Genomic DNA, 15,600 nt, shown 5'->3' on the forward strand with positions numbered 1-15,600 from the left:
TTTTTTACCCCCCCAACACCTTATTCAACACCAACTTTTTAACTTTTTTCCCCCCCCCCCCCCTCTTCGTTGCGGTGGGGGGCGCGGGGGGGGGCCGGATCGATCCGGCCGACCCGGTGGCCGATACTGCTGACGGTCACCACGCGCGCGGCCGGCGCCGCGACGAGGCGGTCCAGCAGTAGTCCGGTGAGCGCGAAATGGCCGAGGTGGTTGATACCGAACTGTATTTCGAAGCCGTCCGCGGTCGCCCCGGTCAATCCGGTCACGCCCGCATTGTTGATCAGCAGGTCGAGGCGTTTGTACCGGTCGCGGATCAGCTCCGCTGCCGTGCGGATCGACCCGAGTGACGCCAGATCGATTGGTACGCAATCGATCCGGGCCCGCGTGGCGCCCGCCGCGATCCGCTCGGCGGCTGCGGCCGCGCGATCGGTATCGCGGCAGGCCAGAACGACGTCGGCGCCGTGCTCGGCCAGTGCGCGGGCGGTTTCGAATCCGAGTCCGGTGTTGGCTCCGGTGACGACGGCGATCCGGCCGCTCAGGTCGGGGATATCGGCTTCGGTCCACATGGTCGGGCTCCCATCTAAGATGAACGAGTCGTTCACATTAAAGTGAACCAGTAGTTCATGTTGTCGGCAAGGCGAGGGAGCTGGTGCGGATGGCCGGTGGAGGTAGGCGCGCGGACGCGCTGCGCAATCGGGAGGCGATCATCGCGGCGGCGCGGACGCTGGTCGTCGAGCGCGGCCCCGGGATCGGTATGGACGAGATCGCCGCCGCGGCGGGCATCGCGGTAGGCACGCTCTACCGGCACTTCCCGGCGAAGAAAGACCTGATCGACGCGGCCGTGGCCGATCTCGCCGAGACGATCGGCCGATCCTTGGACGCGGCGTCGCTCCGGGTCGAGACCGGCGCCGGATCGGCCGTCGACGAGTTGCTCGCGCTGTTGCGGAGGGTGGTGCTCGAGATGAAACAGGAAAGGCTGTTCCGGTTCGCGGTGGCCGCGTTGGCCGAGGACGCCCTGGGGGAGATCCGGGACCGGGGTCGTATCGCGGTGGATCGGCTGGTCGCGGCGGCGCATCGGGAGGGTTCGCTCTACCCCGATATCACCACCGATGACGTCATCCTGCTGATGGCCGCCGCGCCCGCCGATGCGATCCCGGAAACGGAGCAGCGCAGGTGGCTCGAGCTGGCTCGGCGAGCGCTCACTCCGGTCCCCGCTCCGAAAGCCGGGTGACCGGTCTGCCGACGGGTCGGTGGGTGCCCCCGGCGGTGTCCTGCACCGCCGGGGGCGGTGGTCACGCGGCGCGGACGAGGCGGTTGGCCAGTGTCGACATCGTGTAGGTGCCGATACCGAAAACGACTTCCAGCGCATTGCGCTCGGTGTACCCGTGCGCCGTGAAGGCGGTGACGGACGCGTCGTCCACGCCGCCCGCGGTCGCGAGGAGTTCGAGGGTGAAGACCCGGATCGCCTCGAGACGCGCGTCGGGAAGTGATCCGGCCGCGCGCAGGGCGGAGACGATCTCCGGGGACGCGCCGAGTTTGCGAAGTTTTCCGGTGTGCATCGCGATGCACACATGGCAGTCGTTGCGGACGGCGACGGTCATGATGACGACCTCCCGTGCCAGTGGATCCAGCGTGCATCCTTCGAAAGCGGCGCTCATCGCGAGGAATCCGTTGAGTAGCTCGGGTGATCCGGCCAGGCGGCGGACGGCGTCGGGGACCGTTCCTGTGGTGCTCTGTACGGTCCGCATCGCCGGGCGGGCGGCGGGCGGTGCGGTCTGCAGGGTGTGGGCGGGGAACACGTCTCTCCTAAGATGGACAACATGGTTGACGATTACCGGATGATGGTAAACCAGGTTGACGATTCTGCCAAGGGGGCGGCGACCGGTTCGGAAAGGGACGGCCCGCCGCGCGCGGGGTACGAGCTGCCGCTGCTGCTGTTCGCCGGATTCCGGACGCTGATCGACGAACTGCACGCCGAACTGGCGCGGCAGGGGCATCCGGACATGCGGCCCGCCCACGGTTTCGCCATGCAGGCGATCGGTGCCGAGGGGGCCTCGGCCAGCGATATCGGCCGTCGGCTGGGTGTTTCGAAGCAGGCCGCCGGCAAAACGGTGGATCGCCTGGTCGCTCTCGGATACGCCGAACGGGCCGACGATCCCGCCGATACCCGGCGCCGCCTCGTCCGGCTCACCGCGCGCGGCTTCGATGCGCTGACCCGCTCGGCCGAGATCTTCCGGCAACTGCGCGAGAACTGGGCACGTGAATGCGGGGAAGACCGTATTCGCGCGATGGAGGACGATCTACGTGCCGTGGCGACGCCGGTGGCGTTCCGGCTCGACGCCGCCGGGTGGCTGGGCCGCTTGGCCTGAGAGTATCTGCCGGGCCGGGGGACCCTCGCGGTGAGGCCGAGGCCGACCGGTTACCCCGGCAGGGCACTCCACTGTGCGACGCACCCGCCGACTCCGCGAGCGCGCTCGGTCCGGGACCCGGCCGCGCCGCGTCGCGTGCGCTCGGGGGTGGTCACCCGCGCAGCGCGGAGGCGAAGATCGCGGGCAGGCGTGACCAGCGCGGATCTGCGGCGAAGTCGGTGAGCAGCCGCCCGGTTCGGGCGGCGGTCCGGTTGGAGACGAACCACGGTGGTTTGGGGGTGAGCGACCATTCGCCGTGCAGCACCGACCGCGGCGCGGGCCGGAACGGACCCCGCACGACGGTGCGCTCGATGCCCTCGATCAGCCAGGCGTTGTGGACCACGCCGATACCGCTCTGCACATCGTCGAGCGTATGGCCTGGATACGCGCCCCAGCTCGCGGTGGGGGTCAGATAACCGACCGCCGTCCACGCGTTCACGGCGACGGTGCCATAGCGCAGCCGCTCGATCAACGTGTCGAACTCCGTGCCGAGCGCCTCGACGGTATCCGGGTGCGCGACGATGTTCACGCCGAGCGTGCCGGTGAACTTCTCATTGGCCGTATCCACCGCGGCGCGGGCGAACGCGGTCCCGCTGCCGGGCAATTCGACGACGCCGAGAACGGGCGCGAAGTATTCCGAGGTGAACAGCGCCTCGTCCGAGTGCGGGTCCAGTCCGGTGACCAGTAGTCGCTCGCCGTGGCGGCCGAGCCGGCGAGCGTCCGGGTAACCGGCCCGGGCCCCGGCGACCCGGTCGTCGCTGCCCGGATAGTAGGCGTGGCGATGCGGCGCCCGATCGACGGCCGCGGTGAGGGCGGCCAGGAAGGCGTCCTTCTGCGGCCAGTCCGCGGAGACGAGCACCGCTTGCGCGGCCACGCAGTTGTAGCCACCGTTGTGCAGCCGCTGGGTCGCGATGTGCTCGGCCTGGAATTCCAGGTCGGCGGTGCTCCATTCGCCGGGCAGCACGATCGTCGGGGACACGCCGCCCAGCTCGCTGGTGATGGGTTTGTCCAGGAGCGGGGTGCCGGCCCGCTTCCGTTCCGCCGCCGCCGCGCCGGTACCCCAGACAATGGCGTCGTGCGTGGCGGCGCTGCCGGTCATATGGACGTGTGCGATCCGCTCATGGCTCACCAGTCGTCCGCCGACCTCGGGGCCACCGGTGAGTACCCGCACGACGCCGAGCTCGATCAGCGGCGCGAAGATCTTCTCGAGCACCGGCAACAGCGGATCGGTGACCGGGTTCAGCTTCAGCGCCACCACGCGGTTGTGCGCGATCAGTTCGTAGATCGTGTCCAGTGGTGCGATCGAGGTGATGTTCCCCGCGCCCAGGACCGCGCCGATGCCGTGGGTGCGGGCGGGATCGCGCTGGGCGAGGCCCGCGCCGGCCCGGGCGGTCTCCGCGTCGACGCCCCGCTGCAACCACACCTCCGCGCGGAAACCGCTGAGCAGTAGTTCGTCGTAGAGACCGGCGGGCAGCGCGCGCACGGTCACCCGGTCACCGACGCTGCCGAAGGTCGCGTCCGCGAGGGGGCTCACGCCGCGTTCCAGCGACTCGAGGGTCCGGGACACCGCGGTGAGGCTCGTGGCGAAGACATAGGGCCCGGACAGCCATTCCTCCCCGACGAGTGGGGAGGCGGGATCGAGACCTTTGATCCGCACCGCGGCCGCTACCCATTCGCGGGCATGCCGGCCGGTGAGCGTGCGCATCCGGTCGAGGAGGGCGCGCCGCCCGGCCAACGGTAGGCGGGACCATTTCCGTTCGCCCTCGGCGAGTTCGGTGAGGGCGGCATCGATGACCGTGTCGGCGGCGACGGCCTGTTCTGGCTGCACGTGGGCACACTCCGTAGCTGAGATCCGGTGATCCGAGTAGAGAACAGTGTGGCTGTGCCGGTGCCCGAAGCATATGTGTGGGCGTTGCGTCATCGCCGCTCGTTTTTGTGCACGGGCACAAAATGGGCGTGGTGCGGGTCACGGCTGGGTGATTAGACTGTTCCGGTATGAGCACGCCCGCGCCGCCGGCGGCGCCCCTGGCCGCCGCGCTCGCCGATTCCGTCGAGGCGCTGACCGATGTCCTGGTCGGCCGGATCACGGCGGCCGATCCCTCCTACGGGGAGTCGGGGCTGCTGACCGCGGATCAGCTGTACCGCACCTGCCTGGAGAACCTGACCGCGGTGATCGGGGCGCTGGCCGGAACCGCCCCGTTGCGGCTCCGGCCGGCCCGCGACGCGGGACGCCTCAAAGCCGAGCAGGGAATTCCGGTCGCGAGCCTGCTGCACGCCTATCGACTGGGCGGCCGGCTCATCTGGGAGGAACTGACCAACTGGTCGGCCGGTCCGGGGGACGCCCGGCTGCACGAGCTGGCGACCCGCCTCTGGGAGCTGGTCGATCTGTACTCCGACGCGGCCGTCGAGTCCTACCGGGAGACCGAGGTGCTGCTGGCGCATGCCGACGCGCAGATCCAGAGCCGCCTGATCCGTACCCTGTTCGACGACCATTCCGGCAACCCCGCCCGCGTTCTCGATGTGCTGCGTACCCTCGGCTTCCCGGAACGAGGGGTGTTCTCGGTGGTCGCCATCGATACCGAACCCACCGCGCCGCTGCCGGGGAGACTGACCGCGGCGCTGCGCGATATCGGAGTCCGGTCGGCCTGGGATGCCCAGATCGATGCGTATATCGGGTTGCTGTCGGCGGCCTCCCCGGAAGCGCTCGACCGCGCCCGGGCCACGATCGCGGCGTGCGTGACCGACCGGGTGGGTCTCAGCGCCGCCTTCACGACACCGCATCTCATCACCTCGGCGCTGGCCGAGGCGCGTTCGGCGTCCCGGTCGGTGCGGCCCGGTACGGCCGCCACGGTGCGTTTCGGTGACGAACCGGTCGCCCACCTGCTCGTCGCCGTGCCCGAGGCCGGGCGGCGGGCCGCCGCGCAGATCCTCGGTCCGCTGCTCGACCAACCGGTCGCCGAACGGACGGATCTGATTGCCGCGCTCGAAAGCTGGTACAGATGTGGCGGATCGGCCGCGGCCGTCGCCGAAAGCTTGCACTGCCATCGCAATACGGTGCGGTATCGGTTGCGCAAGATCCGCGATCTCACCGGTCGCGATACCACCGATCCTCGCCAGTCGGCCGAACTGTATCTGGCACTGGAGGCCTTCGGTCTGCTCGGCACCGAGACCATCGGTGGCCCGGACCGTTCCCCGGGATCCGGCGCCGCCGGGCGATGACCGGCGCCTGTGGTGGGTCGTCGCGTATCGGAAGATCCGGCCGCCTCCCGGCAAGATCCGGGGTACCGAGCCGGGTGTGGTCGACCGCCGGATCGAATACACCTGGGCGACGGGGAAACAGGGGGGACCGATCGGTGTGGATCGGCCCGGGAACACGCCGGAGGTTTTAGGCTCGAGCGGTGACCGCGAACGAAGGGACAGCTATGACCGGCGCACCGGTGAGAATCGAACGCGACGGGCCGGTGTTCACCGTGGTCCTGTCCCGGCCGCAGGCCCGCAACGCCGTCGACGGTCCCACCGGGACCGCCCTGCACGACGCGTTCACCGCCTTCGAGAAAGACGACTCGGCGGCGGTGGCGGTGCTCTGGGGCGAGGGCGGAACCTTCTGTGCCGGTGCGGATCTCAAAGCGGTCGGGACCGACCGGGCCAACCCGCTGTCGGCGAAGGGCCGCGGGCCGATGGGGCCGACCCGTATGCAGCTGAGCAAACCGGTGATCGCCGCGGTCGCCGGTCACGCGGTGGCCGGTGGGCTGGAACTGGCGATCTGGTGTGATCTGCGGGTGGCCGCCGAGGACGCGGTATTCGGTGTCTTCTGCCGGCGGTGGGGTGTTCCGCTCATCGACGGCGGTACGGTGCGGTTGCCGCGGCTGATCGGTACCGGCCGTGCCATGGATATGGTGCTCACCGGTCGGCCCGTGGCCGCCGCCGAGGCGCACGCGATGGGTCTGGCCGATCGGGTGGTCCCGGTGGGGGAGGAGCGGGCGGCCGCCGAAGCGCTCGCCGCCGAGATCGCGCGGTTCCCCCGGACCTGTCAGCGGCACGACCGCCTCTCGCTGCTGCAGCAGGAGGGTATGGGCGAACAGGAGGCGCTCGCCAACGAATGGGAGCACGGGGTCATCTCCCTGGCCGAAGCGGCCACGGGCGTCGGGCGATTCACCGCCGGGGCCGGGCGCGGCGGCTCGTTCACCGATCTCGGGGCTCCCTCCGCGTAGGTGCCGCGCCCGCCGCGGAGCCGTATGCGTTCACGCGAGAGCGGTGAGCCGGCCCGGACTCACCCCGGGCCGGCCCGTCGCTCGGCGATCCGCCGCCGATCTCGTGTGGCGGCGGGTGTGTCAGGTCACGGTGCAGCCGGAGATCGGTATGCCGGCCAGGCGATCCAGGAGGTAGGTGATCGCGTTGTCGGGTCCGAACCCGTCGATCATCTCCGGGCCGAAATGGTTCGGGATGGTGGTTCCGGGTAGCAGTGGCGGCAGCTCGTTGGTCCGGAAGGTGACCGTCGCGCCCTTGGCGCACCAGTCGTCGGCGAGTTGCCGGGCCTGGTCGTAGGGGACGGTGTCGTCGTGGCGGCCGCTGGTGACCAGTACCGGCGAGGCCGGGGTGAGGGTGCCCACCCGCAGGTCGGCCAGCGCCGGGGCGGCTTCCGGTATGGCCTGCAGGTGGGCGCTGAGCGGGCGGCCGTCGTTGGTCAGCGAACTGGTCTTCAGGAACGGGTAGTGGGTGATGACATCGCCGATGCAGGCGTCGCTCAGCGCCGCCAGCGTGTCCCGTCCGCTCTGGTTGGTCACCCGGCCGACCGCCTTCTCCAGATCGGGATAGCGGGCGAGCAGTCCGTTGATGGCGAAGCCGATCGCGCCGCCGATGAGGGCGCCGTCGATCCGTTCGAGGATCGCGGCGAGGTCGGCCACCGGGCCGCCGGCCCAGGTGCCTTTGAGGTTCAGTTCCGGGGCGTAGTCCGGCCGCATCTCCGCGGCCGCCGCGACCGCGCCGCCGCCCTGGGAATAGCCCCAGAACACCAGCGGGGTCTCGGGTCCGGTTCCCGCCAGGTTGTTGGCCGCCCGGGCGCCGTCGAGGACGGCGTGCGCCTCCTCGATCCGGTTCGCGTAGGTGTGGATTCCGGGGGTGCCCAAGCCGATGTAGTCGGTCACCAGGACGCGCGCGCCGAGGCGGCTCCACACCGCCGACGACGGCAGCTCCTGATTCGCCGACAGCGACGGCGACGGATCGGTGGTGACGGTGATCCCCGTGGAGAACGCCTTCGACATGGCGCACCTGTCGCCCTGGCCCGAGGTGCCGGGTCCGATGACCACGGTCGGGCGCGGTCCCGCGCCCAGCCACGGACCCGCGGCGTCGATATAGGTTCCGGTGACCGCGACCGGTGACCCGTCCTGTAGGCGGGTGGTGTACATGATGTGTTCGGCCTTGCCCGGCCACCCCTGCTCCGAGGGGAGGGTGGCCAGCAGCGACATCGGCTGGGTCCGGACGACCGTGCCCGGCTCGGCCGGGATCTGCTCGGGCGGGGTGTAGAACGTCTCGGGCGCGGCCGCGGCCTCCGGCCGATCGGTCGCCACCGCGGCGACCGCGGTGAGACAGGTCACGGCTACCGCCGCCGCGGTGATGCGACCGGTCCACCCGCGCACCCCAGGCCGGAAACGCCGTCGTTGTCCGAACATCGATAACTCTCCATGCTGTCCGCCCCGGAACCCTTCTTCGAGTGCTGGATCACAACCGCGCCCTGTTATGGTCTGCGCCATTGCTGTGACTTACTGGACAGTAACATGACGGTCGCGGTGCGGATACCGATCGGTAGCCGAGCGGTCGACGAGGTGCCGGTGGGTACGCTCGGCCCGAAAAGTGCTGGATTGCTGCGTTGTTCGTGAGGAAATGCGGCGTTCGCCGCCGCCGGCCCGGCCGCCGCGCACCGGCGTTCGGCGGCGGCGGTGTCGAGCCTGTGGTCGTGGTGATCGGCGCCCGGGCCGTGTCTTCGGGCCGGGGCTCGCCCCGCGGCCGCCGGGAATCGGGCTCCCTCGAAGGGCGGCTCGGACCCATCCGAATCGATGCACGGATCCGAATGTGAAATGACAGCATCTCTTTCAGGTGAAAGGTGATCGATGGGCACCGGCAAGCACAGAGCAGTCAGCCCGCGTCGTACCCGGGTGGGGTCCATGGTGGTGGCGGGCGCCGTTCCCGTCGTGCTCACGCTGGTGGGAGCCGGCAACGCCGCCGCCGGACCGGAGCGCAACCGTCCGGTCGATTCGAGCGGACACCTCGCCCCGGTCGCGGACGAGGTGGGTCCGGCCGAGCCCGCCGCCGGTGCCGGAGTCCCGGAGCGGGTGGACGGTTCCGCGCAGTGGCCCGGCGCCGAAGCGCCGAATGTACGCCCGTACCGGGGCGTCCGCATTCCCGACGACATCCTGTCCTCCCTGCAGTGGGCGCGGCCGGCGCCGTCGAACGCCTACCTGGCGCCGGTGGAAGCACTGCACGCTCCGGTACCCGTGGCGCCCGTGCCTCCGATCGCGCCGCCACCCGGCGCGCTGCGTTTCGGCGATGTCCAGGTGGGTTCCCCGGAGTGGCTGCCCCGGGAACAGGCCATCCAGATCAACGACGGCTCCGCGGCGGCCGAAGCGAACCTCGCGACCTTCCTCGATTCGGTCGGAATGGAACGCACCCGATCCGACCGGGTGGCCGGGCAGACCATAGGCGCCGCGGCGATCGGCGCGGCGGCCGGGGCCGCGGTCGCGAGCCCGTTCGCGCTCGTCGGCGCGGGTGTGGGTGGTGCCATGGGGCTGGCGATCGGCGCGCCGTTCGCGCCGATCGGACTCGCCGCGGCGCCGCTGGGCGCCGCCTACGGGTTCGCCCTCATGGCCGCGCCGCTCGCCGGGATCGGCGCCGGGATCGGGGCGGGTATCGGTGCGGCCGCGGCGTTGAGCGCGCCTCCCCGGGCGCTCGGTCCCGGGCCGGAAGCACCCGCTACGGCACCGGAACCGCGCCTCCCGGAAACCGTTACGGGGACACCGGTCGCCGACTGAGCGGCCCCGCCGGGAAACACGCCGGACTGTTCGTCAACCTGCCGCGGGCACCGGTGTGTTGTGCCGGGCGGCCACCCACCAGCGTCCGTGTTCGGCGACCAGGACGTAGAGCGCGACCATCGCCGGATCCCGATCGAGCAGAACGCCATCGGCGGTGCGCGCGCGGGCGGCCTTGTGCGCGAGCGCGATATCGGGGCGGAGGAAGACGATATCGGTGAGCTCGTAGGTGACGTACTCGTCCTTCAGGAACCCGGCCAGTCCGAGACGCGCGGCCTCGAGCAGTGCCTCGCGGCCGGTGATCACCGTGCCCACGGCATTCCCGGCCGCGGCGTTGGCGAGAAAACCGCTGACCATCAGTTCGGCGTCATTGGTGTTGTAACCGGTTTCGACATCCTTGATCAGCTGTTCGATCGCGGCGATATCGGCGGTGTGGTCGGTCCCGGAGTCCGCGACGGTGGGCGCTTCGTTCGTGCTCATGGCACCATCCTCGAACCTGAACCTAACTCGAGGTCAACTCGTCCTGCCGCCGCGTCCGCCGGAATGTCCGACACCCGCCCGCCGGACTCCGCTCAGCGGAGCTGGACCACCGCGGTCGCGCGTCCGAAGATCCGGCGGCCGCCGTGCCGGGCGGTGAGAGCGACGGTCGCCGTGCGCCGCACCGGGTCCACCGCCTTCACCCGGCCGGAGTACTCGACATCGGCCCCTTCTCCCGTGACATGCACCGGGCTGGTCAGACGCACCGCGTATTCCCGCACCGCGCCCGGATCGCCGAGCCACGAGGTGACGAATCCGGCGCCGATACCGATGGTCAACATGCCGTGTGCGACCGGGGAGTCCAGTTCCGCCAGCCCGGCGACCTCACCGCTCCAGTGGATCGGATTCGGATCGCCGGACACGCCGGCATAGTTCACCAGGTCACCCGCGGTGAGACGTACCGTCCGGGGCGGGATTTCGGTACCGACGGAGACGGTTTCGAACGCGCGCGTGTAGCGGCTCACCGGAGGAGACGGTACCGCGTCGCCGGTCAGCTCCTCCCACAGCGCCCCGGTCACCGGTGGCGCCGGTCGGCGATTCTCCGCGCCGCCCGGCCGGAATCCGTGCATCAGTACCCCGGCGCCGATTTCGGCGAGGTCGGACTCGACGCCGGTCCGGCCCACGATGCTGGTGTGCGAGACGAGCACCGGTTCGTCGTGCCGGTCGGTGACCAGTGTCCGGAATCCCATCAGATCGCCGCCGAAGGCCCGGCGGAACGATTCCAGGCGCACTTCGAAGAACAACGCATCGGTGTGGCGGATCGGCCGGTAGTAGCGGATCACCTGATCGGTCTGCATGATCTGGCTCAGGTCGTAGCCGGTCATGACAGAGGCGAACATCTCCGACTGCGCGAGGAACCCCGGCACCGAGAAGAATGTCAGCGGTGCGATGAGACCGCCGTAGCCGTAGTCCGCGCCCGCGTCCTCGGACCAGTGGACCGGATGATGATCCTGTACCGCGCGGGCGAATTCGCGGATCTTCTCCCGGCCGACCACGTAGTGGTCGCGGGCGCGGTACCGATACCCCACCGGCAGTCCCGGCCCGGAAGGGGATTCCCGGATTTCGGAAACCCCCGTATCGTCAGAACTCACGACGGTTCACTTTACCGATTCCTGCGGAATTCGCAGGGTTCGAGAGCGGGGACAGCCGGATCGGGTGCGGTGTGAATCGCGCACCGGACCGGGGGATTTCACGGGCCCGCATCGCCGTCAACCGATATTCGCGGAAAGGTCGGGGAGCATACGCAGGGCTTGATCGGCCCAGTTGTTCCACGCGTGGATGCCGTAGGCGGGGAAGTCGTAGTGCACGTTCTGTGCGCCCAGGGTCGCCATCCTGATTTGGAAGGCGCGCGTGTTCACCAGCGCCAGCGCCTCGAGGCCCATTCCGTTCACCGTATTGATGCTCGGGCTGTCGGTCGCGGTGGGCAGGCCGCTCGCCGCGGAGACCCAGAGCCGGGTGTTGTTCGCGACGAGTCGGGGCGCGGCCACGAACGGGTCGATCCGCAACCATTTCGGATCCCAGGGCGCGGCCATCGAGTCGACGTTGTAGCCGCCGGCGTCGATCATGGCGACCCGGATCGCCTCGCGCATCCCGGGCGCGGAGATGTTCAGGTAGCCCGAGTAGGACCCGGCGAAACTGAACTGGTCGGGATGGTCGGCGGCCAGGGTCAGGGCGGCGCTGCCACCCATCGACAGGCCGAAGACGCCGTTGCGCCGGGTGGCGAAGCCGAGCCGGTCCCGCAGTGCGGCGGGCAGTTCACGAGTCAGGAAGGTTTCCCATTTATAGGTGTAGGACTTGCCGGGGCCACCCGACAGGACCTGCAGGCCGCCGGACCCCGACGACGATCCGGAGGTCGATCCGGCCGCCGAACCCGATCCGGGAGTCACCCCGAGGAAGGAACTCGGCGCATTCCAGTCGGTATAGAAACTGGACCGGCCGCCGACCGGCATCACCACGTTGATATTCCATTTGGTGAATTCCCGGGCGATATCGGTATCGATCTCCCAGCCGCTGAGATCTTCGCGGGCGCGCATCCCGTCCAGTGCGTAGACCACCCGTGAGGTATTGCCGTCGGCGGCGCGGAACACGCGCGACTTGATCGGGCCCATACTCGAGTCGACCCAGAAGTCCGTCCCGGCGGGGTCGAAGGCGGCCCGGGCGGGCGCGGTGCCGGCGCCGATCAGGAAGAGGGCTTGAGCGACGACCGCGAACACGGCGGTGGCCAGCCAGAGGGCGCGGCGGTTCAGGGCGTCCACCGGCGCCGGGGACAATCGGGTTCGCATCGCGGAGCAGGGCCTTTCGTCCGGGTGAGCACAGGGTCGAGGTGACCGGCCGGTGCCGGTCACGCGGTTCCCGACCGGTGCCGAACAGCGCGCGGCCCCCGCCACGGTCTCGGCATACCGACTGGTCCGTCGTCGGTGGAGCCGAGTTCGTTACCTTTCTGTGATCTGTTTCGCGCCGGGACCCTCCGGGGTATCACTGCGGGGAGTGTCGGCGTGAGTCGCCGGCGTAGCGCTCGTGCTCCGGGTCCGCGCAGGTACGGAGGTTCTCCGGCCGGTTCGGAAGTAGGTGCCGGGCGTGTGCGCGCGCCGCTCCCCGGACCGAGTCCCGGCCCGGCCGACGGCCGCACGACCATGACGGCCGGGCCCGGGGCGACCGGGCGGTGGCCCGCGCCGGACTCGGCTCGGCCGGGCGCCGGGGACCAGGGGCCCGCGTAGTCCTGATCCAGCCGTTGAAGGCGCCCGATGTGCCTCGCCGAGGCGCGACCCGAGTGGTGGGTCCCTCCGCAGTTCCCGGGCCGGCCTCATGCTGCCGCCGGCGTGGCGCCCGGCACGTCGACCACCGCGAGCCCGGTTGCCGGTGCCCCGGCGCGGCCGGGATGGATCACTGTCGGATTATCGGATCGATAGAGGCGTCACGCGACGCGGCGGGTCCGGTGACGGGGGAGGTGGTGTCGCCGTTCCCCCGCGCTGTAGTCCGGTCGGCCCGAACCCGCCGTGCCGGTCGATCGACCGGGGACGGCGCTCGGTGGACCGCCGTCCCGAACTCAGCGGGAAGTCGACGCCGATTCCCGGCGAAGCCGCGGTGGTATCGCGGTGGGCGCAATTCGCCCGAACTCGCGAGGTACTACGGGTGAGCTTTCTGATATGCCTCGGCGATCTCCGCCGAGATCCGGCCCCGGCTGGACACTTCCAGTCCGTTCTTGCGGGCCCATTCCCGGATCGTCTGGGTCCGTGCATTGTTGCCGGTGGCCTGCGGCCGCTGTTTGCCTTTTGCGCGGCCGCCGGCCCGGCGCGCGTGCTCTGCCCAGAAACCGATTGTCTCGCGTAACTTTTCGGCATTGTCCGCGGAGAGGTCGATCTCGTAGGTGACCCCGTCCAGAGCGAGCGTGACAGTTTCCTCGGCGAGGGAAGTTCCGTCGTAGTCGTCGACCAGCTCGACGATCACCTTGCGCGCCATGCAGTCCTCCGAACAATGGGCAAACTATCCGGACAATCGTAGCCATAGGGGTCCGGCCCACCGGAACCCGGCAGCGGAGTCCGTGACGGGGAACCGGAAGAACCGGCACCGCGCCCGGTGTTCCACAGATGTGGAACTGTCGTTGCTGGATCGGTCGCGGACCCGGGCCGGGGAACCCGAATCGGCCGCGTTGACCCATACCGTCGAACGAGCTGTCGCGGCCGAGAAATCGGGATATCGGCGTTTCTGGGTGGCCGAGCACCACGCGGTACCCGGGATCGCCTCCGGCTCGCCGCCGGTCCTGCTGGCGGCGCTGGGCTCCCGGACATCGACGATCCGGATCGGGTCCGGCGGCGTGATGCTGCCACACCATCAGCCACTGGTGGTGGCGGAGCAGTTCCTCATGCTGGAGGCGCTGTTCCCGGGGCGGATCGATCTCGGGTTGGGCCGCTCGCCGGCGTTCACGGCGCCGGTGCGCCGGGCCATGCGTCAGGACGAGGCCGCCCCGGACCGGTTCGCGGCCGATCTGGCCGAATTGCGCGACTTCCTCGACGGGACCGGCCCGGTCACCGCGCATCCGGTGAGTGACCGGACGATTCCCATGTTCATCCTGGCCACCGGACAGGGACTGGCGGTGGCCGCGCGACTGGGACTGCCCGCGGTGCTCGGGGGGCCGCTGCTGGACAGCCCGGATCTCGAGGCGGCGCTGGCCCGTTACCGCCGGGAGTTCCGGCCGAGCCCGCGTGCCCAGCGCCCGCTGGTGACACTCGCGCTCGAGGTCACCGTCGCCGAAACCGACGAGCGGGCCCGCGCACTCGTGCTGCCCGAAGCCGTGGCAATGGCGCGATCCCGGTCCACCGGCGTATTCCCGCCGTTGGAGCCGGTCGCCGATACCGCGTCGTGGACCGCGCAGACGCGCCGCCGCGTCGAGGCAGCGGTCCGGCGGTCGATCGCCGGCACACCGCACACGGTGCGCCGCCGGATCGAGCAGCTCACCGACCGAACGGGCGCGGAGGAACTGCTGGCGACCACCTCCACCTACGACCGCACCGCGCTGGCCGCCTCCGACGCCGCTTTGGCGCGGATCGTCACCGGGTGAGTGTCGGGTCCGACGGGGTCTGCTCCGGCGACCGTCAGGCGCCCGATCTCCTCGACCACTGTGCCCGACCAGGACGAACGGGGCGGACCCGGAATCGGACATCCGCTCCCGAACGTGTGGACGGCCGTCCCCGTGGATCGATCCGGGTACCTGGCCGGGGCGTTACCCCACGCGGGAGGCGAGGAACTCGCGGAAAGCGCGCAAGGTCTCGGCCGGCGCCTCGAGCTGTGGGTAATGCCCGACGTCGGGCAGTTCCACCACATCGGGCTCGGCGACCAGCTGGCGGTACCGGCGCACCATGCGCGCGCCCGACACCGGGTCCCGCAGGCCGTCGATCAGGCGGACCGGGACCTGCGGGCGGATCAGCGCGCCGACCCAGCGCTGCCGGTGGGCGCGCCGCTCGGCCATATAACCCATGAGTTTGTGTCCGTTGCGCTTTCCGTGCTTACTGCACCACAGCATCCAGAACTGGTGCATCTGCTCCTCGTTCGGCCGCGACTCGGCGGCGAACACCGCGCCCAGGCTGTGGGCGAAGGTCTTCTCGTTGCCGAATCGGCCGACCAGCGGCCCCAGCGGGCTCGCGAGCAGGTTCTGGATGGGCCGGGGCCGATGGGCCTCGGGGAACAGGCCACCGTTGAGCAGGCAGACCGATTCGATCGTCAGGGATCGGTCGCCGGCCGCGCGGCGTTCGGCATCCCGGGCCAGCATTTCCTGGGCCACCGTATCGCCGTAGTCGTGGGCCAGGATGTGGAAGCTGTGCACGCCCTGTTCCCGGAGCAACTGTTCGGCCAGGTCGGCCTGGTCGGTGATCGTGTAATCGTAGTGTTGTGGTTTGGCCGACCAGCCGAAGCCGATCAGATCCGGGGCGAGGACCCGCTCGAACTGCTCGCACAGCTCCGGCCAGACCGCGTGCCAGTCCCAGGACGCGGTGGGAAAACCGTGTAGGCACAGTAGGGTTCCGGATGGTCCGGTACCGCCGGCGCGCCAGAAGATCTGGTGTCCGCGATGGGTGAAACGCGCTCCGCTCGACCGCCAGCTCGCAAACTCGTCCATGGTCCCAGCATGCCCCGCCGTG

The 15,600-nt window shown here is 70.2% G+C and carries 15 protein-coding genes; 6 read left to right on the plus strand and 9 right to left on the minus strand.

All coding sequences use genetic code 11. The annotated features are described in order from the left end of the window. Positions 1-38: 38 nt before the first annotated feature. Positions 39-566, minus strand: coding sequence for an SDR family NAD(P)-dependent oxidoreductase (locus tag ABZV91_RS27765; protein WP_355247750.1), 528 nt, complete (start codon positions 564-566; stop codon positions 39-41). Between the two features lie 89 nt (positions 567-655). On the opposite strand from ABZV91_RS27765, the gene ABZV91_RS27770 reads away from it, so the two are divergent. Next, the gene (locus ABZV91_RS27770) at positions 656-1,231 is read left to right on the plus strand and encodes a TetR family transcriptional regulator (RefSeq protein ID WP_355247753.1); all 576 of its coding nucleotides are present in this window, start codon (positions 656-658) and stop codon (positions 1,229-1,231) included. A gap of 61 nt (positions 1,232-1,292) precedes the next feature. On the opposite strand, the gene ABZV91_RS27775 is transcribed toward ABZV91_RS27770, so the two are convergent. Next, entirely contained in the window at positions 1,293-1,799 is a 507-nt protein-coding gene (locus ABZV91_RS27775; RefSeq protein ID WP_355247756.1) for a carboxymuconolactone decarboxylase family protein, read from the minus strand. On the opposite strand from ABZV91_RS27775, the gene ABZV91_RS27780 reads away from it, so the two are divergent. Next, the gene (locus tag ABZV91_RS27780) at positions 1,785-2,369 is read left to right on the plus strand and encodes a MarR family winged helix-turn-helix transcriptional regulator (protein ID WP_355247759.1); all 585 of its coding nucleotides are present in this window, start codon (positions 1,785-1,787) and stop codon (positions 2,367-2,369) included. The genes ABZV91_RS27775 and ABZV91_RS27780 overlap by 15 nt on opposite strands. A 151-nt stretch (positions 2,370-2,520) precedes the next feature. On the opposite strand, the gene ABZV91_RS27785 is transcribed toward ABZV91_RS27780, so the two are convergent. Then, positions 2,521-4,236 carry an aldehyde dehydrogenase family protein gene (locus ABZV91_RS27785; RefSeq protein ID WP_355247762.1) on the minus strand — a complete coding sequence of 572 codons (1,716 nt, stop codon included), beginning with the start codon at positions 4,234-4,236 and terminating at the stop codon, positions 2,521-2,523. 167 nt (positions 4,237-4,403) lie between these two features. On the opposite strand from ABZV91_RS27785, the gene ABZV91_RS27790 reads away from it, so the two are divergent. Continuing rightward, positions 4,404-5,627, plus strand: coding sequence for a helix-turn-helix domain-containing protein (locus tag ABZV91_RS27790; RefSeq protein WP_355247765.1), 1,224 nt, complete (start codon positions 4,404-4,406; stop codon positions 5,625-5,627). Between the two features lie 203 nt (positions 5,628-5,830). Then, on the plus strand, positions 5,831-6,619 hold the full coding sequence (locus tag ABZV91_RS27795; protein ID WP_355247818.1) for a crotonase/enoyl-CoA hydratase family protein: 789 nt from the start codon (positions 5,831-5,833) through the stop codon (positions 6,617-6,619). Positions 6,620-6,739: 120 nt separating this feature from the next. On the opposite strand, the gene ABZV91_RS27800 is transcribed toward ABZV91_RS27795, so the two are convergent. Then, positions 6,740-8,077: a lipase family protein gene (locus tag ABZV91_RS27800; protein ID WP_355247767.1), complete on the minus strand. Its 1,338-nt coding sequence runs from the start codon at positions 8,075-8,077 to the stop codon at positions 6,740-6,742. 438 nt (positions 8,078-8,515) lie between these two features. Between ABZV91_RS27800 and ABZV91_RS27805 the strand changes: the two genes are divergently transcribed. Then, on the plus strand, positions 8,516-9,433 hold the full coding sequence (locus tag ABZV91_RS27805) for a hypothetical protein (RefSeq protein ID WP_355247770.1): 918 nt from the start codon (positions 8,516-8,518) through the stop codon (positions 9,431-9,433). A 33-nt stretch (positions 9,434-9,466) separates the two neighbouring features. Here the strand turns inward: ABZV91_RS27805 and ABZV91_RS27810 are convergent, their stop codons facing one another. From ABZV91_RS27810 to ABZV91_RS27825, 4 genes are all read right to left on the minus strand, one after another. Continuing rightward, positions 9,467-9,910, minus strand: coding sequence for an SgcJ/EcaC family oxidoreductase (locus ABZV91_RS27810; protein WP_355247773.1), 444 nt, complete (start codon positions 9,908-9,910; stop codon positions 9,467-9,469). 92 nt (positions 9,911-10,002) lie between these two features. Further along, a complete protein-coding gene (locus tag ABZV91_RS27815) occupies positions 10,003-11,058 on the minus strand; it encodes a fused (3R)-hydroxyacyl-ACP dehydratase subunits HadA/HadB (protein ID WP_355247776.1) in 1,056 nt (351 codons plus the stop codon). Positions 11,059-11,175: 117 nt separating this feature from the next. Beyond that, entirely contained in the window at positions 11,176-12,249 is a 1,074-nt protein-coding gene (locus ABZV91_RS27820) for an alpha/beta hydrolase family protein (RefSeq protein ID WP_355247779.1), read from the minus strand. A gap of 844 nt (positions 12,250-13,093) precedes the next feature. Continuing rightward, positions 13,094-13,426, minus strand: a complete 333-nt coding sequence (locus tag ABZV91_RS27825) for an Lsr2 family protein (RefSeq protein WP_355247782.1) — start codon at positions 13,424-13,426, stop codon at positions 13,094-13,096. A 130-nt stretch (positions 13,427-13,556) separates the two neighbouring features. Here ABZV91_RS27825 and ABZV91_RS27830 point away from each other — a divergent pair, with 130 nt between their 5' ends. Next, complete coding sequence (locus ABZV91_RS27830) at positions 13,557-14,525, plus strand: MsnO8 family LLM class oxidoreductase (protein WP_355247821.1); 969 nt, start codon at positions 13,557-13,559, stop codon at positions 14,523-14,525. A 162-nt stretch (positions 14,526-14,687) separates the two neighbouring features. Here ABZV91_RS27830 and ABZV91_RS27835 read toward each other — a convergent pair whose 3' ends face one another. Next, positions 14,688-15,578: an alpha/beta hydrolase gene (locus ABZV91_RS27835; RefSeq protein WP_355247785.1), complete on the minus strand. Its 891-nt coding sequence runs from the start codon at positions 15,576-15,578 to the stop codon at positions 14,688-14,690. Positions 15,579-15,600: the final 22 nt, after the last annotated feature.

The organism is Nocardia sp. NPDC004568 (assembly GCF_040609955.1).
In the GTDB taxonomy this organism is placed as follows: domain Bacteria; phylum Actinomycetota; class Actinomycetes; order Mycobacteriales; family Mycobacteriaceae; genus Nocardia.